Here is a 20,330-nt window from a genome sequence, read left to right on the forward strand (position 1 = left end):
CACGTATGCGCTCATAGCTAGCTGCCACGCGTTTGCAGGATGCACATACTTAGAGTTGGAGAGCGAGGCTGGCGCAGCTCGTCATTGCGAGCGCAGCGAAGCAATCCAGAGTCTTTCCGCGGTGGGATTCTGGATTGCTTCGCTGCGCTCGCAATGACGGTGGAGCAGAGAGCACAACACGCGCTGTCGCCGCCCGGCTTGACCGGGCGACCCAGTATTCCAGAGACAGCTGATGGATACGGAGAAGCCGCGGCGTACTGGATGCCCCGCCTAGTGCGCAATTGCGCACTAGGCGGGGCATGACAGCGTCGTTGCGGCGACAGTTGGGGCCAGTGCCCTACCCGATCACTCGACCGAACTTGTTCGACTTCGGGAAACCCTTCGGCGGCAGGCGGCCGGCGTCGGCGCGCGTGCCCTGCCACTCCGCCAGCTCCTTCATGGTCGCGGAGAATTCGCGTCCTGCGGAATCCTTCCAGGTCAGGCCCGCCTTGGCGTCGAATACCGCAACGTCGGACAGGCCGCCGTCCTTGTATTTCTGCAGGCGCACGCCGCGGCCGCGGGCCATCTCCGGCACCTGGTCGAGCGGGAAGACCAGCATCTTGCGGTTCTCGCCGATGACGGCGACGGTGTCGCCCGTCACCTCGGTGATCGCGCGGGCCTCGTTCGGCATGTCCACGTTGAGGACCTGCTTGCCCTTCTTGGTGGTGCCAACGCAATCGTCCTCGTTGACCACAAAACCCTGGCCCTCGTGGCTGGCGACCAGGAATTTGCGGCCGCCCTTGTTGACGAACAGCGCGACGGGCGCGGCCTCCTGCTCGAGGTCGATGAACAATCGGATCGGCTCGCCATGGCCGCGGCCGCCCGGCAGCTTGGCGACGTCGAGCGAGTAGAACTTGCCGTTGGTGGCGAACAGCAGGAGCTTCGAGGTCGTCTCGGCGAAGAAGGCGAAGCCGAGCTTGTCGTCCTGCTTGAAGGCAAGGCCCGAGAGATCCTCGACATGCCCCTTCATGGTGCGGATCCAGCCCTTGTCGGAGACGACCACCGTCACCGGCTCGCGCTCGACGAAGGCCTCCTCGATCGCGGCGAGATCGTGCTCGGGCGCATCCGCGAAGGTGGTGCGACGCTTGCCGAGCGGTGTCTTCGGTCCGAACATGTCGCGGACCTTGCCGACCTGCTCGCCGACCTTCTTCCACTGCTCGGCTTCGGAGGCGAGCACCGCATTGATGCCCTTGAGCTCGGCGCGGAGGTTCTTGTCCTCGGTGCGGATCTCCATCTCCTCGAGCTTGCGCAAGGAGCGCAGGCGCATGTTGAGGATGGCTTCCGCCTGCACCTCGGTGAGCTTGAACGCCTTCATCAGCTCAGGCTTCGGCTCGTCCTCGGTGCGGATGATCCTGATCACCTTGTCGATGTTCAGGTATGCGATCAGGAAGCCGCCGAGCACTTCCAGCCGGTGCTCGATCTGCGCCTTGCGGTAGTTGCTGCGGCGGATCAGCACGTCGCGCAGATGGTCGAGCCATTCGCGCAAGCACTCCGCGAGCCCCACGACCTTGGGGATGCGCCCCTTGATCAGGACGTTGAGGTTCAGCGGAATCTTGTTTTCGAGCTCGGTGAGGCGGAACAGCGATTCCATCATCAGCGCCGGATCGACGTTCTTCGACTTCGGCTCGATCACGATGCGGACGTCTTCGGCCGATTCGTCCCTGATGTCGCCGACCAGCGGCAGCTTCTTCTGGTCCAGCAGTTCGGCGACCTTCTCGATCAGACGCGACTTCTGCACCAGGAACGGAATCTCTGTGACGACGACGGCCCAGGTGCCGCGTGCGCCCTCCTCCTGCGTCCACCGCGCTCGGACGCGGAACGAGCCGCGGCCGGTGGTGTAGGCTTCCGCAATCGCCTGCTTGGAATCGACGATGATGCCGCCGGTCGGGAAATCCGGGCCCTTGACCCACTTGAGCAGTGCCTTCGACTTTGCGTCGGGCTTCTCGATCAGGTGCAGCGCGGCGTCGCACAGCTCGGCGGCGTTGTGCGGCGGGATCGAGGTCGCCATGCCGACCGCGATGCCCTGCGCGCCGTTGGCGAGCAGGTTCGGGAAGCCGCCCGGCAGCACGATGGGCTCTTTCGACTGGCCGTCGTAGTTGGCGCGGAATTCGACCCCGTCCTCGTCGATGCCCTCGAGCAGAAGCCGCGCGACGTCGGTCATGCGCGCTTCGGTGTAGCGGTAGGCGGCGGGGTTATCGCCGTCGATATTGCCGAAATTGCCTTGGCCGTCGACCAGCGGATATCGTGAGGAGAAATCCTGCGCGAGGCGGACCATGGCGTCGTAGATCGCCTGGTCGCCGTGCGGATGGAACGAGCCCATCACGTCGCCGACGATCTTGGCCGACTTCTTGAAGGCCGTGCCGGGGTCGAGCCTGAGCAGGCGCATGCCGTAGAGGATGCGCCGGTGCACCGGCTTCAGGCCGTCGCGCGCGTCCGGCAGCGCACGGTGCATGATGGTGGAGAGGGCATAAGCGAGATAGCGCTCTTCCAGCGCCTCACGCAGCGGCACCTCGTGGATTTCAGCCGGTTCTTCCGGCGGAACGATTCGTTTTCCCATGCCGCCCGGTTAAACCGTGGAAGCGAATCGGGCAAGGATCGAATGGTTCCCTGTGGGCGACGTACTAGCCTGCCCAGCCGGCTGTGACGGTCTGGGTTGGGGCTGGACCAGGTGTTTGCGCAGGCGCCGGCGCATTGGTCAGGCAACGGCGGGCGGCCTCGATCTCGGCGTCGGTCGCGCCCCGCGACCGCGCCCATGTCTCTGCAGCGGCAGCGGAATATTTCGCCACATAGTACCGCACCACCGTGCACGAGGCCCGGCGAAACGCCCCGGGCTGCGGCTCGCCAGCCATGGCGTCGGGCGCGAGCGCAAGCAGCGTCGCGGACAAGGCGAATCCCCTGATCAACATTTGGGCTGTCCCCCGATGTGGAACCTCAAGCCCCAAGTCCGCGCGGGCCGATTTCGTTCCAGGGAACTGCATGCTGCTGGGCAGCTATTACGTCATGGCGCCGGGATCGCCGCCCTCGCCTGCTGCCGCATCAGGGCGTTGATGAAGCCGGCCCGCGCATCGGAATGGCCCTGGCCGCGCGGCTCAAGCACGTGGCGGAGCAGGAACAGGCCGGTGAGCCGGAAGCCGTCCTGGAGATCCTGTTCGGTGAGATCGCCCGCGGTTTCGCCCTGGCGCAGGAACGGCGGCAGGCGCAACAGCCGGTCGCGCCACGGCTCGCCCGCGCCACGCGATACCGCGCCGCCGGATTTTGGCGAGACATAGATCAGGTCCGTGGTCTCGCCGGTCACTGCACAATTGTCCAGCGCCAGCCCAAAGCCCAGCTCGGCGAGCATCGCCAGCTCGAAATGGATCAGGTGCACGGCCGCGCTGCCGATGTCGTCGAAATCGTCGAGCGAATGCTCGAGCAGCGCAAAGATGTCCTCATGCGGATCGCGCTCCGGCAACAGCCGCGCGACGGAGGCGAGATGGGTGACGCCGTAGACGCCGTGGGACGATGCCAGCAGCGTTGCCGCGCGCAGCTTCAATCCCTCGATCGTATAAGTGCCCAGATGCTCGTCGAGCCGAGCCCGCCACACCGCACTGACGCTGTTCCCCGGCTGCAGCAGCGGCCGCATCCGCGAACCGGCGCCGCCGCGGACGAGCCCGAGATGCCGGCCATGCGCGCGCGTCAACAGCTCGACGATGGCGCTGGATTCGCCATGCCGCCGGACGCCCAGCACGATGCCTTCGTCGGACCATTCCATAGGGGAAGTGTAGCGGATTCCGGCGTTCAATCGTAGGGCGGATTAGCCGAAGGCGTAATCCGCCAATCGCCCGTGCACGTCAAAGGTGGATTAGGCTTCGCTAATCCACCCTACGGCGCCTCACGCGTTGAACCAGTCCCGCGCGTCGCCGCTGAAGGAGAAATACAGGCCCATCGTCGTCAGCGCGCAGGAGACGATCTCGATGGCGCTGTCGAGCTCCAGGCCCTTCTCGCCGATGATCTGGCCGAGCGAGATCACCGACAACACGAGGGCCGCCGCCAGCACCCAGCGTGGCCAGTTCTTGCGATGATGCGCGGCCAGCCGGACGAAATAGAGCAGCAGGAGGATCATGCCGCCGGCGAGCAGCGTCCCGGTCATGATCATCTGCTCGGTCACCGCGGCATTGGGCGTGCGGTCCTGCACGGCGATCGAGACGGCGTCCAGCATCAACGATGCATAGAGCAGCGCTTCGAAGCGCTGGACGTTGGTGGGTAGGCTCATCGAATGCCGATCTTTTCTTGGTTATTCTTTTGGGAAGTCCAGGCCCATCTCGCGATAGCGATCGGGATCGTCGCCCCAGTTCTCGCGCACCTTGACGAACAGGAACAGGTGCACCGTCACGTCCAGAATCTGCATCAGCTCTTTCCGCGAGTCGGCGCCGATCGACTTGATGGTGGCGCCGCCCTTGCCGAGCACGATCTTGCGCTGGCTTTCGCGCTCGACGTAGATCGTCTGCTCGATCCGCACAGACTTGTCCTTGCGCTCCTCCCACTTGTCGGTCTCGACCGTGGACTGGTAGGGCAATTCCTGGTGCAGCTTCTGATAGATCTTCTCGCGCGTGATCTCGGCCGCCAGCTGCCGCATCGGCGCGTCCGACATCTGGTCCTCGGGGTAGAGGAACGGACCCGGCGGCACCATGTCCGCGAGCGTCTTGCGGATGTCGTCGACGCCATCGCCCGAGATCGCCGAGATCATGAAGGTCCTTGCGAACGTCATGCGCTCGTTGGCGGCCTGCGCCAGCGCCAACAGCTTCTCGCGCTGGACCAGATCGACCTTGTTGATGACGAGGATCTTGTCGTGATTGACGCTGGCGGCCTTGGCGAGGATCGCCTCCGCCTCCTCGTCGATGCCCGTTTTGGCATCGAGCAGCACGCAGACCAGATCGGCATCATGCGCCCCGCTCCAGGCGGTCGAGACCATGGCGCGGTCGAGCCGGCGCTTGGGCGAGAAGATGCCGGGCGTGTCGACAAGGATAATTTGCGCGTTGTTCTCGATGACGATACCGCGGATCAGCGCGCGCGTGGTTTGCACCTTGCGCGAGACGATCGTGACCTTGGCGCCGACCAGCGCGTTGACCAGCGTCGACTTGCCGACATTCGGCGCGCCGATCAGCGCGACGAAGCCGCAGCGCGTCGCGCCGGGTGCCCCGCCGCTTGCTTCAACCGTCATTGCTGCCGCCGACGCCTTCGCGTTCGATCATCACTGAGGCTGCCACTTTCTCTGCCGCGCGCTTGCTGCCGCCGATACCCTCGGCCGGGGCCAGGCCCGGCAGATCGACGGCGACACGGAACTGCGGATCGTGATGCGGGCCAGTGCGCTCGACCTCGCGATAGACAGGCGTCGGCAGTCCCTTGCCTTGCGCCCATTCCTGCAGCACGGTCTTGGGATCGCGCAAGGGCCGGCGCGGCTTGTGCATCCGCTCGGTCCAGTTGCGCTTGACGAATTCGGCTGCCGCCGCATGGCCGCCATCGAGGTAGATGGCGCCGATCACGGCCTCGCAGATGTCGCCGAGGATGGATTTGCGCAGGCGGGCATCGGCACTGGAGCCGACCGAGCCCAGCTTGATGTCGTCGACGAGACCGAGCGACTTGGCGACGTCCGCGCAGCTCTCCTTGCGCACGAGCTCGGCAAGCCGCTTGGACAGCTCGCCCTCATCGGCGTTCGGGAAGGCGTGATAGAGCATGTCGGAGACGACGAGCCCGAGCACGTGGTCGCCCAGGAATTCCAGCCGCTGATAGCTGTCGCCTCGCTTGCGCCCGGACTTCAGGGCCGAGACATGCGTGATCGCCTGCATCAGCATATTTGGATCGGCGAAGCTGTGGCCGATCCGCGCCTCGAGCGCCGCGTTGGCATTCGTGCCCTTGGCCTTGCTGCTCCGCGGCCGTTTCTTCTTGGCAGGCGCCTTCGCCGCAGCATCGCCCTCGGGAGCGGCTTGCACCTCGGTCGGTTGGATCGCGATGTCCTTGGCTTCGTCTTTCATCGGACGATTTTGAAGAACCGATTCCAGCGCACCGCCCACGGCCAGCGCCAGAGCATCCAGGCGTGCTCGCCTTCAGCGATGGAGAAGAAGATCATCTGGGCGCGGCCGATCAAGTGCTCCTGCGGGACGTAGCCGACCTGGCCGAGAAAGCGGCTATCGGTGGAGTTGTCGCGGTTGTCACCCATCATGAAGAAGTGGCCGGCCGGGACGGTGTAGACGTTGGTGTTGTCCATGTAGCCGTTGTCGGCGCAGTCCAGCGTCTCATAGGACACGCCGTTCGGCAGCGTCTCCTTCCAGCGCTTCACCCGGGAGATGCCGCCGCCTTCCGAGCCGCAAGGGTCCTCGCCGACATATTCGCTCATGCGCTGCCGCTCGACGGGCGTATCGTTGATGTAGAGCAGCCCGTCCCGCATCTGGACACGGTCGCCGGGAAGGCCGATCACGCGCTTGATGTAGTCGGTGGAATCGTCCTTCGGCAGGCGAAACACGACGATGTCGCCACGAGCGGGGTCCGAGCCCCAGATCCGTCCCGAGAACAGCGGCGGCGAGAATGGAATCGAGTAATGGCTGTAGCCGTAGGAATATTTCGAGACGAACAGATAGTCGCCGACCAGCAGCGTCGCCTTCATCGAGCCGGACGGGATGTTGAAGGGCTGAAACAGGAAGGTGCGGATCACGAGCGCGATCAGGAGAGCATGAATGACGACTCGGATCGTTTCGCCGACGCCGCTCTCAGTTTTCGTTCCCGAAGTCACGCTCATTGCTCTCTCAATTCCGGCCGGCGATCATAGAGCGCCCTCCTCCCGCGAACGGCCCACCGGTTCGCGGCGCAAGGAGATTGTCCTGATTCTGATAGTGAGGGCCAATTCCGGCGTAAAGCCGAATTCGCCCAGGCTGATTTGCGTTCGCGGACTTTTAGACGGTTGTCGGAGGCCACGCAATCAAGGATCGCATCAAAACTGATTAAGATATTGATTTATAAAGAAAATCACAAAACGCCCGAGCCGCGATCAAGGTTTCGGCAGCGGGACGGCGGAAATGACGACAAAAGCCTGCGCCAGCGGCCAGTCGTCGGTGATCGAAAGGTCGATCCGCGCCTCGAACCCCTCCGGTGTCAGGGCCTCGAGCCGGGCCAGCGCGCCGCCGGTCAGCTGCATGGTCGGCCGCCCGCCCGGCAGGTTGACCACCCCCATGTCGCGCCACCAGACGCCGCGCCTGATGCCGGTGCCGAGTGCCTTGGAGCAGGCCTCCTTGGCGGCGAAGCGCTTGGCGTAGGTCGCCACCACCATCTTCTCGTTCTTGGCGCGCCGTTCCGCCTTGGCCCGCTCGGCCGCGGTGAAGATGCGGTCGAGAAAACGCTCGCCGTGGCGCTCGATCACCTTGGCGACGCGGGTGATGTCGATCAGGTCGGAGCCGATGCCGATGATCATGCCCGGCTCCGGCCACGATCCATCGCCGCGCGCATGCTGCGCACGGTCTCGGCCAGCCCCACGAACAGCGCCTCGCCGATCATGTAATAGCCGATGTTCAGCTCCATGATTTCGGGCAAGCTCGCGATCTTCTCCGCCGTCGCATAGTCCAGCCCGTGGCCGGCGTGAACCTCGAGTCCCGCGTCCTTCGCCAGCTTCACCCCGGCCACGATCCGCTGCCATTCAGCCTCGGCCTTGTCGGTGTGGCCATCGACGACGGCATCGCACCAGGCACCGGTGTGGATCTCGATCACAGGGGCGCGCAGCCGTGCCGCCATCTCGATCTGGGCGGGATCGGCCGCAATGAACAGCGAGACGCGGATGCCGGCCTCGCTCAGCCGCGCGATATAGGGCGCGAGCGCGCTGCGCTGGCCGACCACGTCCAACCCGCCTTCGGTCGTTACCTCCTGGCGCCGCTCCGGCACCAGGCACACCGCGTGCGGCTTGGTGGCGAGCGAGATCCGCATCATGTCGTCCGTCGCGGCCATCTCGAAATTGAGCGGCTTGGAGATCTCCGCCTTCAGGCGCGCCATGTCCTCGTCGCGGATGTGCCGGCGGTCCTCGCGCAAATGTGCGGTGATGCCGTCGGCGCCGGCCTCGATCGCGAGCAGCGCGGCGCGCACCGGATCGGGATGGCGGCCGCCGCGCGCGTTACGCACGGTTGCGACGTGATCGATATTGACGCCGAGGCGGAGCGGAGGTGCGGGCATTTCAGAACTCGCGAAATCAGAGGGAACGGCGCATGCGAGATGCGCCTATCCATTAACACGTTCGACTTTGGCGACGACCGCCTTCGCGCGCAGCTGGGCCAGGATCGCGCTGAGGTGCTTCAAGTCGTAGACTTCGAGATCGATCGTCGTCTCCGTGAAATCGGGCGAGCGGCGCTGCATGCTGATGTTGTCGATGTTGCCGTCGTGCTCGGCGATCACGGTCGCGATCTGCGCCAGCGCGCCGGGCTCATTGACGTTCTCGACCTTGATGCGGGCCGGGAAGCGCTGCGGCGCGGAATCCTCGATGTCCCAGCGGACGTCGAGCCAGCGCTCCGGCTCCTCCTCGAAATCCTTCAGGGCCGGCGCCTGGATCGGATAGATCGTGATGCCCTCGCCCGGCGTGACGATGCCGACAATGCGATCGCCGGGGACGGCGCCGCCGTTCGGCGCGAACTTCACCGGAAGGTCGGAATTGATGCCGCGGATCGGGATCGCGACCGGGCTGCGCGACTGTTCGGAGACCCCCTTCTCCTTGAGCTTGGCGGCAAGGCCCTTCTTGACGCCGTAGCGCGCGATGCGCTCCTCCTTGTAATCCGGGTACATCGCACGCGCGACATGGGAGGCCTTGATCTCGCCGCGCCCGACCGCCGCCATGACGTCCTCGATCGATGTGCGCGCGAGCCGCGGCAGCGCGCCCTTGAGCTTGTCGTCGGCGTATTCAATCTTGGCGCGCTCGAACAGGCGCTCGACGATGCGCCGGCCGAGCCCGACATATTGGTCGCGCACCGCGGTGCGCGTGGCGCGGCGGATCGCGGCACGCGCCTTGCCGGTGACGGCGAGCGTTTCCCAGGCCGAGGGCGGCGCGGACTGCGCCTCCGAGGTCAGCACCTCGACCTCGTCGCCGTTCTGAAGCTCCGAGGACAGCGGCGCGAATTTGCCGTTGATCTTGCAGCCCACCGCGCTGTTGCCGACGTCGGTATGCACCGCATAGGCGAAGTCGATCACGTTGGCATGGCGCGGCAGCGCGATCAGCTTGCCCTTCGGGGTGAAGCAGAACACCTGGTCGTGGAACAGCTCGAGCTTGGTGTGCTCGAGGAATTCCTCCGGGTTCGCGCTTTCCGAGAGGATGCCGATGGTGTGGCGCAGCCAGGCGAACGCGTTGGACTCGCGCTTGAGGAATTCGGTCGGCGAACCCACGCCCTCCTTGTAGAAAACGTGCGCGGCGATGCCGCGCTCGGCGATCTGGTCCATCGCCTCGGTGCGGATCTGCAGCTCGACGCGCTGGTTGCCGGGGCCGATCACCGTGGTGTGGATCGAGCGGTAGTCGTTCTGCTTCGGCGTCGAGATATAGTCCTTGAAACGTCCGGGCACGACCGGCCAGGTGGTGTGGACGATCCCGAGCGCGCGATAGCAGGCCTCGACGTCGCTGACGACGAGGCGGAAGCCGAAGATGTCGGACAATTGCTCGAAGCCGACCGACTTGCGCTCCATCTTGGTCCAGATCGAGAACGGCTTCTTGCGCCGGCCATAGACCCGCGCCCCCAAGCCACGGTGGCGCAGATTGTTGGAGAGCTGGTCCTCGATCTCGCCGATCAGGTTGCGGTTGCGCTCAGCCAGCGCGTCGAGCCGCTGCATCACCACCGAATAGGCTTCGGGATCGAGGGTGCGGAAGGACAGATCCTCCAGCTCCTCGCGCATTTCCTGCATGCCCATGCGCCCCGCCAGCGGCGCATAGATGTCGAGCGTCTCCTCGGCGATGCGCCGGCGCGATTCCGTCGGCACGAAGTCCAGCGTGCGCATGTTGTGCAGACGGTCGGCGAGCTTGACCAAAAGCACGCGGACATCGTCGGCAATGGCCAGCAACAATTTGCGCAGATTCTCGGCCTGCTTAGCCTCCCGCGACACCAGCTCCAGCCGCTTCAGCTTGGTCAGGCCATCGACCAGCGCGCCGATCTCCGAGCCGAAGATCTGATCGATCTCGGCCCGCGTTGCCTCGGTGTCCTCGATCGTGTCGTGCAGCAGCGCGGCCACGATGGTGGCGTCGTCTAGCTTGAGGTCGGTGAGAATCGCAGCCACCTCGAGCGGATGCGAGAAATACGGATCGCCCGAGGCGCGGGTCTGCGAGCCGTGGGCCTTCATGGCGTAGACGTAGGCACGGTTCAGCAGGTCTTCTTTGGTGTTGGGATTGTAGGACCTGACGCGCTCGACGAGGTCATATTGACGCATCATCCGGGCGCGAGGCCTGGCGGGGCGCGCGACCGGCGCAGTCGGGGCCACGGCAACCGATTCGGTTGCGGCCTGCATCTGCGTGGATCTGCGGCGCCGATATACCATGCCGTCCTGCCTTCAAACGGGCTTGAGCCGGCCCGCTGCATATATCCTAACTCCGATCGCGCTCGTGTCCGATCAATTCAGTGACAGGGCCAAGCACCGACCGCAGCGCTATGGTAACCACGAAAAGGTCAACAAAAGCAAAGGCCCGAACGATCGTTCGGGCCTTTGATATGATCACAAGAAGAAGATGATCGCGATGGAGGAATTACTCGTCTTCCTCGGGCTGCTCCTCGGGAGGCGCGAGGCCTTCCAGGCCCTTCAGCAGCTCCTCCTCGGTCATGCGCTCCACGGCGACCTCGGTGTCGTCGGCATCGACGCTTGCCCCCGCGGAACCGATCAGCGGCACTGTATCCGGCTCGGGCTCGTCCACCTCGACGAACTTCTGCAACGAGTGGACCAGCTCCTCGCGGAGGTCCTCCGGCGAGATCGTCGTCTCGGCAATTTCACGCAAAGACACAACAGGGTTCTTGTCGTTATCGCGGTCAACCGTTAGTTGTGAACCGGATGAAATCATGCGGGCACGGTGGGCGGCCAGCAGGACCAAGTCAAACCGGTTGTCGACCTTGTCGATACAATCTTCTACGGTGACGCGAGCCATGGACTGTCGCTCCGTTGTGGGTGGGACGAAATATGTGGATGATTGGGGCTAGTTATAGGGGCCGGGACGGTTTCGCAAGACCATTTTGTGATTTGGCCTCGCCAAACCGCTCTGCTACCCCCACATTGGGGCTGGGACGGGTGGTTTTCCGGGCTGCCGTTGGGGGCGGCCCCGGGGTGTATGCAAGTCCGCCATAACTATACCTTGATTGCCCCGACTTCTCCGGATTTGCGGTTTCGACGGGTTTCTGCGGCACTCTAGAACTGCGCGGCCTGTTGTCGCCGCGCCAACAAAAAACGATCAATCACGAACGCTACGCGAGCAAACTGAATGTCACCTTCTCCTACCAACAAGATCGCGCTCTTCATCGACGGGGCCAATCTCTACGCGACGGCGAAAACCCTCGGCTTCGACATCGACTACAAGCGCCTGCTGAAGGAGTTTCAGAGCCGCGGGACGTTATTGCGGGCGTTCTATTACACCGCCATCATCGAGGACCAGGAATACTCCTCGATCCGCCCGCTGATCGACTGGCTGGACTACAACGGCTACACGGTCGTCACCAAGGCGACCAAGGAATTCATCGACGCCTCCGGGCGCCGCAAGGTGAAGGGCAACATGGACATCGAGCTCGCCGTCGACGCCATGGAGCTCGCCGAGCACATCGACCAGATGGTGCTGTTCTCGGGTGACGGCGACTTCCGCTCCCTGGTCGAGGCCGTCCAGCGCCGCGGCGTGCGGGTCACGGTGGTCTCCACCATCGCCAGCCAGCCGCCGATGATCGCCGACGAGCTGCGCCGCCAGGCCGACGTCTTCACCGACCTCGTCGAGCTGCAATCCAAGCTCGGCCGCGATCCGTCCGAGCGCCCCGCCCCGCGTGACCGCGGCGAGCGTGGTGAACGCCACCACGCCCCGCAATTCCTCCAGCGCGCGACCACGACGGCGCCGAGGGGCGATGACGACTTCGAGGAGTGAGGCGGCCCGGTCAAGCCGCCAGCCTCTCACAATCGTTCCCGACCGTGACTGCCCGCTCTGCCCGCGCCTGGTCGCCTTCCGCGAGGCGAACCGCGCGCGCGAGCCCTCGTGGCACAATGCGCCGGTTGCGCCCTTCGGCGACATCAAGGCCCGCCTCCTGATCGTGGGCCTCGCCCCGGGAATGCAGGGCGCCAACCGCACGGGGCGGCCGTTCACGGGCGATTATGCCGGCGACCTGCTCTATGCCACGCTGATCGAATACGGCTTTGCGAGGGGCACCTATCAGGCGCGTCCCGACGACGGCCTGAAACTCGTCGACTGCCGGATCGCCAATGCCGTGCATTGCGTGCCGCCGCAGAACAAGCCGCTGCCGATCGAGATCAACACCTGCCGCCAGTTTCTCGTGGCCAATCTGGCGACGATGCCGAAGCTGCGCGCGATCGTCGCGCTCGGGCGAATTGCGCACGACAGCGTGCTCAAGCCGCTGAATTTGAAGGCCTCGCAAGCCCCCTTCGGCCACGGCGCGGTGCATCAGGCCGGCGCGTTCAGGCTCTACGACAGCTATCACTGCTCCCGCTACAACACGAACACCGGCGTGCTGACGCCAGACATGTTCAGATCCGTGTTCGCGAAGGTGAAGGCGGATCTCGATTAGCTAGAGCATGATCCGGAAAAGTGCGTAGCGGTTTTCCGAAAAGATCATGCTCAAACAATAAGCTAAAGCGCGATGACGATTCATCCTAATCGCATCGCGCCTTATTGACGGGATTTGCCTTGAGCCAGGCCAGCACGTCGCCGGCGTTCCGGTCGGGCGGAAACACCGGATAGAACACGTGCGTGATCCTGGCGTCGTCGATAACAAGCGCGAGGCGCTTGATCAGCGTCAGGCCCGCGACCTCCATGGTCGGCAAGTTCAAGGCGCGCGTCAGCGCCAGCTTCTCGTCCGAAAGCACCGGGAACGGCAGATGCAGGCGCGACGCCATCTCGATCTGATAGTCGTTGCTCTGGGTCGAGAGGCCGAACACATGCGCGGCGCCGGCGGCCTTCAGCTCGGCGTAGAGATCGCGAAAGGCGCAGGTCTGGGGCGTGCAGCCGCGCGCTCCGGGGATCATGTCCCAATCATCGACCAGCGCGATCTTGCCGGGCTCGCCGGTGCGGGGATAGGCGAACACCACGGTGCGGCCGCGCAAAGCCGACAGGGTGACCGATGTGTCGTCGGTCGCGAGCAGGCCAATCGGCGGCAACGTCATGCCTTCGAGATGCGCGGTGGCGCCATCGTCGGAAGGCGCGGGAATCTGGCTCCAGTCGACCTCGAGCAGGTTCCGTTGATTCATCTCGTCATCCCCTCGCCCGCAGCAGCCTGCCCTTCTCCCGGCTCCAGTCGCGCTTCTTCTCGGACTCGCGCTTGTCGTGCAGCTTCTTGCCCTTCGCAACCGCCAGCTGCAGCTTGGCCCGGCCGCGCTCGTTGAAGTAAAGCTTGAGCGGGATCAGCGTCATGCCCTCGCGGTCGACCGCGCCGATCAGCTTGTTGATCTGCCGGCGGTGGAGCAGCAGCTTTCGCGGCCGCTTGGGCTCGTGGTTGAAGCGGTTGCCCTGCAGGTATTCGGGAATGGTGGCGTTGATCAGCCAGATCTCGCCGTTCTTGGAATCGGCATAGGATTCCGCGATCGTGCTCTTGCCGTTGCGGATCGACTTGACCTCAGTGCCGGTCAGCGCAATGCCCGCCTCGATCGTGTCCTCGATGGCGTAGTTGAAACGCGCCTTGCGATTTTCCGCCATCACCTTGATCGGACGTTCGTTCTTATCGGCCATGACGGGCAAACCTGATCGAGATGCGCTCGGATTCTAACAGTTCGGATGAAGTGGACGCGTCACTTCTTGAGGAGATCGCGGATCTCCGTCAGCAGCTCGACCTCGGCCGACGGCTTTGGCGGAGCAGCGGGTGCCGCCTCCTCCTTGCGCTTCAGCGTATTCATGGCGCGGATTACCAGGAACAGCACGAAGGCGACGATGATGAAGTTGATCGTCAGCGTCAGGAAGCTGCCGTAAGCAAGGACGGCGCCTTGCTTTTTGGCATCCGCCAAGTTGGTTGCGGTGACCGCCTTCGACAAGGGGATGAAGTAGTTCGAGAAGTCGAGGCCACCGGTGACCGCGCCGATGATCGGCATGATGACGTCACCGACCAGCGAGGTGACGATGCCGCCGAAGGCCGCGCCGATGATGACGCCGACCGCGAGATCGACGACGTTGCCCTTCATGGCGAACTCGCGGAACTCCTTGAGCATCCGCGCGCCCTTTTCCTCCAGGCTCATGAAAGGCTCCCCCGAACGGCTAATGCGTCAGTTGACCAGACCGGCGTGAACCATCGCGCTGCGCACGGCAACCCGCGTCGGCTCGGACACCGGAACCATCGGCAGCCGCAGCGTCTCGTCCAGCTTGCCGAGCAGCGACATCGCGTACTTGATCGGCGCCGGATTGCTCTCGATGAAGAGGTTGTTGTGCAGCGGCATCAGCTTGTCGTGGATCGCGAGCGCCGCCTTGGTGTCGCCCTTCTGCCAGGCGGCGTGGAACTCCGAGCACAGGCGCGGCGCGACGTTCGAGGTCACCGAGATGCAGCCATGGCCGCCATGGGCCATGTAGCCGATGATGGTGGCGTCCTCGCCCGAGAGCTGGTTGAAGTCCTCGCCCATCGCCGCGCGCTGCTGCGACACGCGGACCATGCTGGCGGTGGCGTCCTTGACCCCGGCGATGTTCTTCAGCTCCCACAGCCGCTTCATGGTGTCGACCGACATGTCGATCACCGAGCGCGGTGGGATGTTGTAGATGATGATCGGAATGCCGATCGCATCGTTGATCGCCTTGAAGTGCTGGTACATGCCTTCTTGCGTCGGCTTGTTGTAATAGGGCGTGACGATCAGCACGGCGTCCGCGCCCGCCTTTTCGGCGTGCTGGGAGAGCTCGATCGCCTCCTTGGTCGAGTTGGAGCCGGCGCCGGCGATGACGGGCACGCGGCCCTTGGCTTCAGCGATGCACCATTCCACGACCTTCTTGTGCTCGTCATGGCTGAGCGTCGGGCTCTCGCCGGTGGTGCCGACCGGAACGAGGCCATTGGTGCCCTCGGAGATCTGCCAATTGACCAGGGAGCGGAATGCCGCCTCGTCGAGCGAGCCGTTCTTGAACGGGGTGACCAAGGCGGTGAACGACCCTCGGAATTTCGTCTTGGCTGCCATGGACTTCCTCCGTACGCGGCGATCTCTTGAGCAAGCCCCCTTCATATCGGGTCTATCCGGCCGGTAAAAGACCCGGGGTCGGTGCCAGGCTGGGTTTAGGCCGCGATTTTGCCGCGGTGCTGGTGCAAATCGGCCCGAGGTAAGCGGCTGTTGGTATTTTCTCCGCATATTCAAGCAAATTCAGCTAGGTCTTGAGCCACTTCACTGATTCGGGGCGACGAAACGCCGTGACCTCCTTTGCATCTGCCGCGTGGCGATCCCTGAGTATGGCATTGTGCCTGATGGCCGGGCTGTCGATGGACTGCGCCGCGTTCGCCAAGTCCAACGAGACGGCCGCGGAGACCAAGGATCCCGCCAAGCCAGCAGCCAAGGACGCCTCGAATGGCCCGGCCAAAGGATCAACCAAGGAAACGGCGAAGGATACAGCCAAGGGAACCGGCAAGGACGCCGCGAAGGCCGCAAAGGGTACGCTCGGCACCCCCGCCAAGGACGCCGCGAAGAAGCCGGATGCCGGCAAGAACGCCAGCAAGGAACCGGCGAAGGACAAGCCCAAAGACAAATCCAAGCCTGCGGCTACCGCTCCTGCTGCCACGACCCCTGCAGCTGCACCTAAGGCAGCGCCGACTGCGAGCGGCTCGCCGCCCAAGGCAGCCCCCGCCCCGGCCGTGACTGCCACCGTCAAACCGACTGCGCCGGCCCCGGCCAGACCGGCCGCAGCTCCCATACTGGCGCCTGCAACGCGCCAGCATGCAGCGCCGCGCAAGCCGGTCATCCCGGCCGCCGTGGCTGCGACGTCGTCGACGTCGCAGGCTGACAAGGACACCCTGGAGAGCGTCATCGAGCTCGTGCGCAAGCGCAAGGCCGGCGACGCCACCAATGCCGCGGCCGGCATCTCCGATCCGGTCGCGCGAAAGCTCGCCGAATGGATCATCCTGCGCAGCGAGGACAACGGCGCGACCGTGGAACGCTATCGCGCCTTCCTCTCAGCCAATCCGAGCTGGCCATCGCAGACCTTCCTGCGCCGGCGCCTCGAGGCCGCGATGTGGGACGACAGGCGCGACGAGTCGGTCGCGTGGTCGTGGTTCGAGAACGAATCGCCGATCTCCGCCAAGGGACGCTTCACGCTGGCCAGGGCGATGCTGGCGCGCGGCGACCGCGCCAATGCCGAGCGGCTGGTGCGCGACGCCTGGCGCGCCGATCCGATGTCGGAGGACACCGAGAACAACGCGCTCGACCAGTTCGGCGCCCTGCTCACGCCAGGCGACCAGAAAGCGCGGATGGACAACCTGCTCTACGGCAGCGAGAACGAGGCGGCGCTACGCGCCGCCAAGCGTCTCGGCGCCGGCTATGTCGCGCTCGCCAAGGCCCGCATCGCCGCGGTCAAGAAAGCGCCGAACGCGCGGGCGCTGCTCGATGCCGTGCCGCGCGAGCTGCACGGCGATCCCGGCTTCATCTTCAGCAAGATCCAGCTGCTGCGCCGCGAGGAGAAGTTCACTGAAGCCGCCCAGCTGATGCTGTCGGCGCCGAAGGATCCGGGTCGCCTCCACAATCTCGATGAATGGTGGATCGAGCGGCGCCTCCTGGCCCGCAAGATGATCGACACCGAGGAATTCCGCAGCGCCTATCTGATCGCGCGCGACGCCGCCCTGCCCTCGCGCGACATCTACAAGACCGAGCAGGAGTTCACCGCCGGCTGGATCGCGCTGCGCTTCCTCAACGATCCCGCGACCGCCGCCCAGCATTTTGCTCGCATCGGCGTCGGCAGCGTCAATCCCACCGCGCTGGCGCGTGCCGGCTATTGGCAGGGCCGCGCTGCCGAGGCGATGGGCCGCCAGCAGGAGGCACGCAATGCCTATGCGCGGGCGGCCGAGCAATCGACCAGCTATTACGGCCAGCTCGCGCGCGCAAAGCTCGGCCTGCCGCAGATCGAGCTCAACAGCCAGCCGCGCGGTCGCGGCGCCGAGCGGCTCGAGATCGTGCGCGCCGCGCAACTGCTCTACGAGCTGGACGAGCGCGAGTTCGCGATACCGCTGCTCGCCGACATGGGCGAGAACGGCGATCCCGAGGCGCTCGCGGGCCTCGGCGAGCTCACCCAGCGCTACAGCGACGCGCGCGGCATGCTGCTGCTCGGCAAGGCCGCGCTCAACCGCGGCCTCCCGTTCGACTTCTACGCCTACCCCGTCAACGGCATCCCTCAGTTCACGCCGATCGGCCCCGAGGTCGAACGCAGCATCATCTATGCGATTGCGCGGCAGGAGAGCGCGTTCAACCCGTCGGTGGTCTCGCCGGCGCAGGCCTACGGGCTGATGCAGGTGACGCCGGATGCCGCCCGCTACGTCTGCAAGCGCCACGGCGCAACCTACGACCTGGGGCGGCTGAAGAACGACTCCGTCTACAACGCCACGCTCGGCTCGGCCGAGCTCGGCGGACTGCTCGAGGATTATCGCGGCTCCTACATCATGACGTTCGCCGCCTACAATGCCGGCCGCGGCAGCGTGAAGAAGTGGGTCGAGCGTTACGGCGATCCGCGCGACCCCAAGGTCGACGCGGTCGACTGGGTCGAGCTGATTCCGTTCTCCGAGACGCGCAACTATGTGCAGCGGATCATGGAAAACCTTCAAGTCTACCGCGCCCGTTTCGGCGGCGGCACCCGCTTGCAGATCGAAGCCGATCTGCGCCGCGGCGCCGTCAGCGTGCAGTAACGGGCGTCGATGGCCCGTTAGAATCAGAGCCTGGTTGCTGGGCAGGGCTCGGCAGGATTCGTCGACGGCACCAGCGACCTGACGATAGAATTGCGCCAAGCGTTCCCACGCACCGGTTAGCTTATGCCTCACAAGGCTGGGAACGTGTCACGCTGCGCGTGGTCGGTGCGTTCCTGTTCGCAGCCGTGATCTCGTCGGGCCTCGCGACCGGCGGCTCCCCCCTTCGGCAAGAACCGCCATCCTGCCCAGCCACAGGTAACCGGCATCCAGAATCGCTATTGCCTGCAAGAACGGCGTTGGGAGAATCCTGGCAACTGCCAGTTGTCCAATTACAGCCAGTGCATGGCGACCGCGTCGGGCACAATCGATGCCTGCGGTCTCAACCCGACCTATGCCTTCAAGGAGTGGAAGGGCCTGAGATGGTAGTTTGATAGCACTTTGCCGACATTCCAGCTTGCGAGCCAACAAGGTCCGCACGTTAGGCGAAGCGCTACGCTCCAAAGAAAAACCCCGGCAGTTTCCTGCCGGGGTTCATGGATCAACCTAGGGTCGATCTTAGAAGTTGCGCTGAGCGCGCAGGAGCATCTGCAGGTTGCCCTGATCCTTCAGCTCGTAGGTCGCTGCGGGCTTGGCAACAGCCAGGTTGGCCGTGTTGGCGCCCGTGACAACGCCAGAGTGCTTCTGGTCGAGCCAGACGTAGCTCACGTCAGCCGTGAAGGCGAGACCCTTGACCGGAGTCCAGACCAAGTTGCCGCCGATAACCGCAAGGTTGAAGTCGGGGTTACAGGTCGAGCCAGCGGCGGGGGCCAGAGCAGCAGCGAAGTTGGCGCAGATCAGAGCCTTGCTTTGATCGCCGTAGCGGAGCGAAGCATAAGCACCGTAGATGCCCGACGCCCAGTTCGGGGACCAGTTGTGGGTATAACCACCGCGGAAGCCCCAGGTCTTGACGGTCTCGATACCGAGACCGGAACCGAACACGCCATCAGCGATACCGGCGAAGCCGATGCTCTGATAAGCGATGCCGCTGCCGCCGTAGATGAAGATGGTCTGCGGGAACAGGCTCTGGAAGTTGTACCGCGAAGCACCGTCGGTGTAGACCGCCTGCAAGTTGATCGAGTCACCCGCACCAGTCGGGATGTTCTTGATCGACAAGGCACCTTGCACCGCCCAGCCCCACTTGTCCGACGGATGACCCGTGAGCTCCGTCGTACCGTAATAAGCCGAGTGGAGTTCGTGCGCCGCCGCCGAGATCTGGAACAGACCCCAAGCCTGATCGACACGAACCTGACCGACGATGTCGGGCATGCGCGTGCCACCCCAATCGTTGACACCGTAGATGCCCTGGATGAAGGCAGCGCCCGCAGCTGCAGTCGTGGCGAAGCCACCCACTGCACCGGCAACGCCCGTCACGCTCGCGTTCCAGAGGTTGGACTGGCCGCCAGCGGCGGTCGTCATATCCTGCAACGCGACCGAACCCGTGATGCCCTGGCCGAAATCAGCCGTGTAGGCGACCTGGTTCACACCGGTGACGTTGTTGCTGCCGCCCGGAAGGAAGTCGGGACCGCCAGCCGGATAGCTCTGCCACGGTGCGTCGAAGATCGAGACGGTGCGGCCGAAGGTGAAACCAGCGAACTGGATGAACGCATGGTAGAGGCCGAGCGAGGCCGAACCGGGCGAGATGGTCGAGGGACTGCTGAAGGTCGTGGAAGTCGAATCCCAGCTGAAGACCGTATCGGCATAGGTGCGGACCACGCCGTACTCGGTTGCCGTACGGGTATCGATGGTGAAGTCCAAACGAGCGCGGGTCTGATAGTAGTTGTCCAGACGGTTGTTGGCGCCGCCGGGAGCACCCTGGCCAATGCCGTAGTCGCTGTTCGTGTTAAACAGCATGTCGGCACGCAGATAACCGCCGAACTTGATGCAGGTGTCGGTGCCCGGGATGTAGTAGAATCCAGCACCGTACAGGGAGCAGATCTTCACGTACTCGACCGCCTTGGCCTTCACGGGGAGATCGGCTGCCTGAGCTCCGCCCACGGCGATTAGACCCGCCGCTGAGCCGAGCAAAAGGCTCTTAACCAACTTCATGTTAAACCTCCAAGTTGCTCTTCAGGGAAGGTCACTGACCGGACGGCCAATTCCCCAACCCCCTCTAAATCACCGCTTTCGGCCCCTTCGCGTCTTCGGACACACCCGCATGAACGCGAGGGACTTAAGCGAATGACCTAAACGGGACGACCTCGGGATGCCCCCCTCCGTCGCTCA

The 20,330-nt window shown here is 64.5% G+C and carries 20 protein-coding genes; 4 read left to right on the top strand and 16 right to left on the bottom strand.

Annotated features, from left to right (window positions below; genetic code table 11):
• Window positions 1-337: 337 nt before the first annotated feature.
• The 11 genes from parC to rpoZ all read right to left on the bottom strand — a co-directional run bounded on the left by parC (window position 338) and on the right by rpoZ (window position 11,161).
• Entirely contained in the window at window positions 338-2,596 is a 2,259-nt protein-coding gene (parC, locus tag N2605_RS19310; protein ID WP_036015009.1) for a DNA topoisomerase IV subunit A, read from the bottom strand.
• Between the two features lie 64 nt (window positions 2,597-2,660).
• Window positions 2,661-2,945, bottom strand: a complete 285-nt coding sequence (locus N2605_RS19315) for a hypothetical protein (protein WP_260342067.1) — start codon at window positions 2,943-2,945, stop codon at window positions 2,661-2,663.
• A 92-nt stretch (window positions 2,946-3,037) separates the two neighbouring features.
• Window positions 3,038-3,790, bottom strand: coding sequence for a DNA repair protein RecO (gene recO / locus N2605_RS19320; RefSeq protein WP_225187486.1), 753 nt, complete (start codon window positions 3,788-3,790; stop codon window positions 3,038-3,040).
• 120 nt (window positions 3,791-3,910) lie between these two features.
• A complete protein-coding gene (locus N2605_RS19325) occupies window positions 3,911-4,291 on the bottom strand; it encodes a hypothetical protein (RefSeq protein ID WP_036015023.1) in 381 nt (126 codons plus the stop codon).
• A 21-nt stretch (window positions 4,292-4,312) separates the two neighbouring features.
• Window positions 4,313-5,239: a GTPase Era gene (gene era, locus N2605_RS19330; protein ID WP_260342068.1), complete on the bottom strand. Its 927-nt coding sequence runs from the start codon at window positions 5,237-5,239 to the stop codon at window positions 4,313-4,315.
• Complete coding sequence (rnc, locus tag N2605_RS19335) at window positions 5,229-6,050, bottom strand: ribonuclease III (protein WP_109143526.1); 822 nt, start codon at window positions 6,048-6,050, stop codon at window positions 5,229-5,231. Before rnc ends, era begins: the two co-directional genes overlap by 11 nt.
• Window positions 6,047-6,811, bottom strand: a complete 765-nt coding sequence (gene lepB / locus N2605_RS19340; RefSeq protein ID WP_036015031.1) for a signal peptidase I — start codon at window positions 6,809-6,811, stop codon at window positions 6,047-6,049. Before lepB ends, rnc begins: the two co-directional genes overlap by 4 nt.
• A 249-nt stretch (window positions 6,812-7,060) precedes the next feature.
• A complete protein-coding gene (gene acpS / locus N2605_RS19345) occupies window positions 7,061-7,480 on the bottom strand; it encodes a holo-ACP synthase (protein WP_260342069.1) in 420 nt (139 codons plus the stop codon).
• Complete coding sequence (locus N2605_RS19350) at window positions 7,477-8,229, bottom strand: pyridoxine 5'-phosphate synthase (protein WP_057029760.1); 753 nt, start codon at window positions 8,227-8,229, stop codon at window positions 7,477-7,479. Before N2605_RS19350 ends, acpS begins: the two co-directional genes overlap by 4 nt.
• A gap of 45 nt (window positions 8,230-8,274) precedes the next feature.
• Window positions 8,275-10,563: a RelA/SpoT family protein gene (locus N2605_RS19355; protein ID WP_260342070.1), complete on the bottom strand. Its 2,289-nt coding sequence runs from the start codon at window positions 10,561-10,563 to the stop codon at window positions 8,275-8,277.
• Window positions 10,564-10,768: 205 nt separating this feature from the next.
• Window positions 10,769-11,161, bottom strand: a complete 393-nt coding sequence (gene rpoZ / locus N2605_RS19360) for a DNA-directed RNA polymerase subunit omega (RefSeq protein ID WP_007603391.1) — start codon at window positions 11,159-11,161, stop codon at window positions 10,769-10,771.
• Window positions 11,162-11,491: 330 nt separating this feature from the next.
• Between rpoZ and N2605_RS19365 the strand changes: the two genes are divergently transcribed.
• Window positions 11,492-12,136 carry a LabA-like NYN domain-containing protein gene (locus N2605_RS19365; RefSeq protein ID WP_036015038.1) on the top strand — a complete coding sequence of 215 codons (645 nt, stop codon included), beginning with the start codon at window positions 11,492-11,494 and terminating at the stop codon, window positions 12,134-12,136.
• On the top strand, window positions 12,117-12,791 hold the full coding sequence (locus tag N2605_RS19370; protein ID WP_036025518.1) for a uracil-DNA glycosylase: 675 nt from the start codon (window positions 12,117-12,119) through the stop codon (window positions 12,789-12,791). The genes N2605_RS19365 and N2605_RS19370 overlap by 20 nt, the downstream gene beginning before the upstream one ends.
• Before the next feature lie 85 nt (window positions 12,792-12,876).
• On the opposite strand, the gene N2605_RS19375 is transcribed toward N2605_RS19370, so the two are convergent.
• From N2605_RS19375 to dapA, 4 genes are read right to left on the bottom strand one after another with little or no spacing between them, the layout of a single operon-like run.
• The gene (locus tag N2605_RS19375) at window positions 12,877-13,470 is read right to left on the bottom strand and encodes a peroxiredoxin (RefSeq protein ID WP_260342071.1); all 594 of its coding nucleotides are present in this window, start codon (window positions 13,468-13,470) and stop codon (window positions 12,877-12,879) included.
• Window positions 13,471-13,474: 4 nt separating this feature from the next.
• Entirely contained in the window at window positions 13,475-13,948 is a 474-nt protein-coding gene (gene smpB / locus N2605_RS19380; protein WP_025036727.1) for an SsrA-binding protein SmpB, read from the bottom strand.
• A gap of 59 nt (window positions 13,949-14,007) precedes the next feature.
• Entirely contained in the window at window positions 14,008-14,421 is a 414-nt protein-coding gene (mscL, locus tag N2605_RS19385; RefSeq protein ID WP_036039223.1) for a large conductance mechanosensitive channel protein MscL, read from the bottom strand.
• Between the two features lie 54 nt (window positions 14,422-14,475).
• Entirely contained in the window at window positions 14,476-15,366 is an 891-nt protein-coding gene (gene dapA / locus N2605_RS19390) for a 4-hydroxy-tetrahydrodipicolinate synthase (RefSeq protein WP_036015047.1), read from the bottom strand.
• Window positions 15,367-15,647: 281 nt separating this feature from the next.
• Between dapA and N2605_RS19395 the strand changes: the two genes are divergently transcribed.
• A complete protein-coding gene (locus N2605_RS19395) occupies window positions 15,648-18,068 on the top strand; it encodes a lytic transglycosylase domain-containing protein (RefSeq protein WP_225113879.1) in 2,421 nt (806 codons plus the stop codon).
• Window positions 18,069-18,389: 321 nt separating this feature from the next.
• Window positions 18,390-18,494, top strand: coding sequence for a DUF3551 domain-containing protein (locus N2605_RS19400; protein ID WP_311735305.1), 105 nt, complete (start codon window positions 18,390-18,392; stop codon window positions 18,492-18,494).
• Between the two features lie 129 nt (window positions 18,495-18,623).
• On the opposite strand, the gene N2605_RS19405 is transcribed toward N2605_RS19400, so the two are convergent.
• Window positions 18,624-20,153: a porin gene (locus N2605_RS19405; RefSeq protein ID WP_260342072.1), complete on the bottom strand. Its 1,530-nt coding sequence runs from the start codon at window positions 20,151-20,153 to the stop codon at window positions 18,624-18,626.
• Window positions 20,154-20,330: the final 177 nt, after the last annotated feature.

Source organism: Bradyrhizobium yuanmingense, from assembly GCF_025200905.1.
GTDB lineage: Bacteria > Pseudomonadota > Alphaproteobacteria > Rhizobiales > Xanthobacteraceae > Bradyrhizobium > Bradyrhizobium yuanmingense.

Bases quoted from the DNA above. Each gene is read 5' to 3' on its own strand.
- N2605_RS19350 (WP_057029760.1), bottom strand. From the start codon at position 8,229: ATGCCCGCACCTCCGCTCCGCCTCGGCGTCAATATCGATCACGTCGCA.
- N2605_RS19315 (WP_260342067.1), bottom strand. From the start codon at position 2,945: ATGTTGATCAGGGGATTCGCCTTGTCCGCGACGCTGCTTGCGCTCGCG.
- mscL (WP_036039223.1), bottom strand. From the start codon at position 14,421: ATGCTCAAGGAGTTCCGCGAGTTCGCCATGAAGGGCAACGTCGTCGAT.
- smpB (WP_025036727.1), bottom strand. From the start codon at position 13,948: ATGGCCGATAAGAACGAACGTCCGATCAAGGTGATGGCGGAAAATCGC.
- rnc (WP_109143526.1), bottom strand. From the start codon at position 6,050: ATGAAAGACGAAGCCAAGGACATCGCGATCCAACCGACCGAGGTGCAA.
- N2605_RS19375 (WP_260342071.1), bottom strand. From the start codon at position 13,470: ATGAATCAACGGAACCTGCTCGAGGTCGACTGGAGCCAGATTCCCGCG.
- parC (WP_036015009.1), bottom strand. From the start codon at position 2,596: ATGGGAAAACGAATCGTTCCGCCGGAAGAACCGGCTGAAATCCACGAG.
- N2605_RS19395 (WP_225113879.1), top strand. From the start codon at position 15,648: ATGGCCGGGCTGTCGATGGACTGCGCCGCGTTCGCCAAGTCCAACGAG.
- N2605_RS19325 (WP_036015023.1), bottom strand. From the start codon at position 4,291: ATGAGCCTACCCACCAACGTCCAGCGCTTCGAAGCGCTGCTCTATGCA.
- N2605_RS19365 (WP_036015038.1), top strand. From the start codon at position 11,492: ATGTCACCTTCTCCTACCAACAAGATCGCGCTCTTCATCGACGGGGCC.
- rpoZ (WP_007603391.1), bottom strand. From the start codon at position 11,161: ATGGCTCGCGTCACCGTAGAAGATTGTATCGACAAGGTCGACAACCGG.
- lepB (WP_036015031.1), bottom strand. From the start codon at position 6,811: ATGAGCGTGACTTCGGGAACGAAAACTGAGAGCGGCGTCGGCGAAACG.
- N2605_RS19355 (WP_260342070.1), bottom strand. From the start codon at position 10,563: ATGGTATATCGGCGCCGCAGATCCACGCAGATGCAGGCCGCAACCGAA.
- acpS (WP_260342069.1), bottom strand. From the start codon at position 7,480: ATGATCATCGGCATCGGCTCCGACCTGATCGACATCACCCGCGTCGCC.
- dapA (WP_036015047.1), bottom strand. From the start codon at position 15,366: ATGGCAGCCAAGACGAAATTCCGAGGGTCGTTCACCGCCTTGGTCACC.
- era (WP_260342068.1), bottom strand. From the start codon at position 5,239: ATGACGGTTGAAGCAAGCGGCGGGGCACCCGGCGCGACGCGCTGCGGC.
- N2605_RS19405 (WP_260342072.1), bottom strand. From the start codon at position 20,153: ATGAAGTTGGTTAAGAGCCTTTTGCTCGGCTCAGCGGCGGGTCTAATC.
- recO (WP_225187486.1), bottom strand. From the start codon at position 3,790: ATGGAATGGTCCGACGAAGGCATCGTGCTGGGCGTCCGGCGGCATGGC.
- N2605_RS19370 (WP_036025518.1), top strand. From the start codon at position 12,117: ATGACGACTTCGAGGAGTGAGGCGGCCCGGTCAAGCCGCCAGCCTCTC.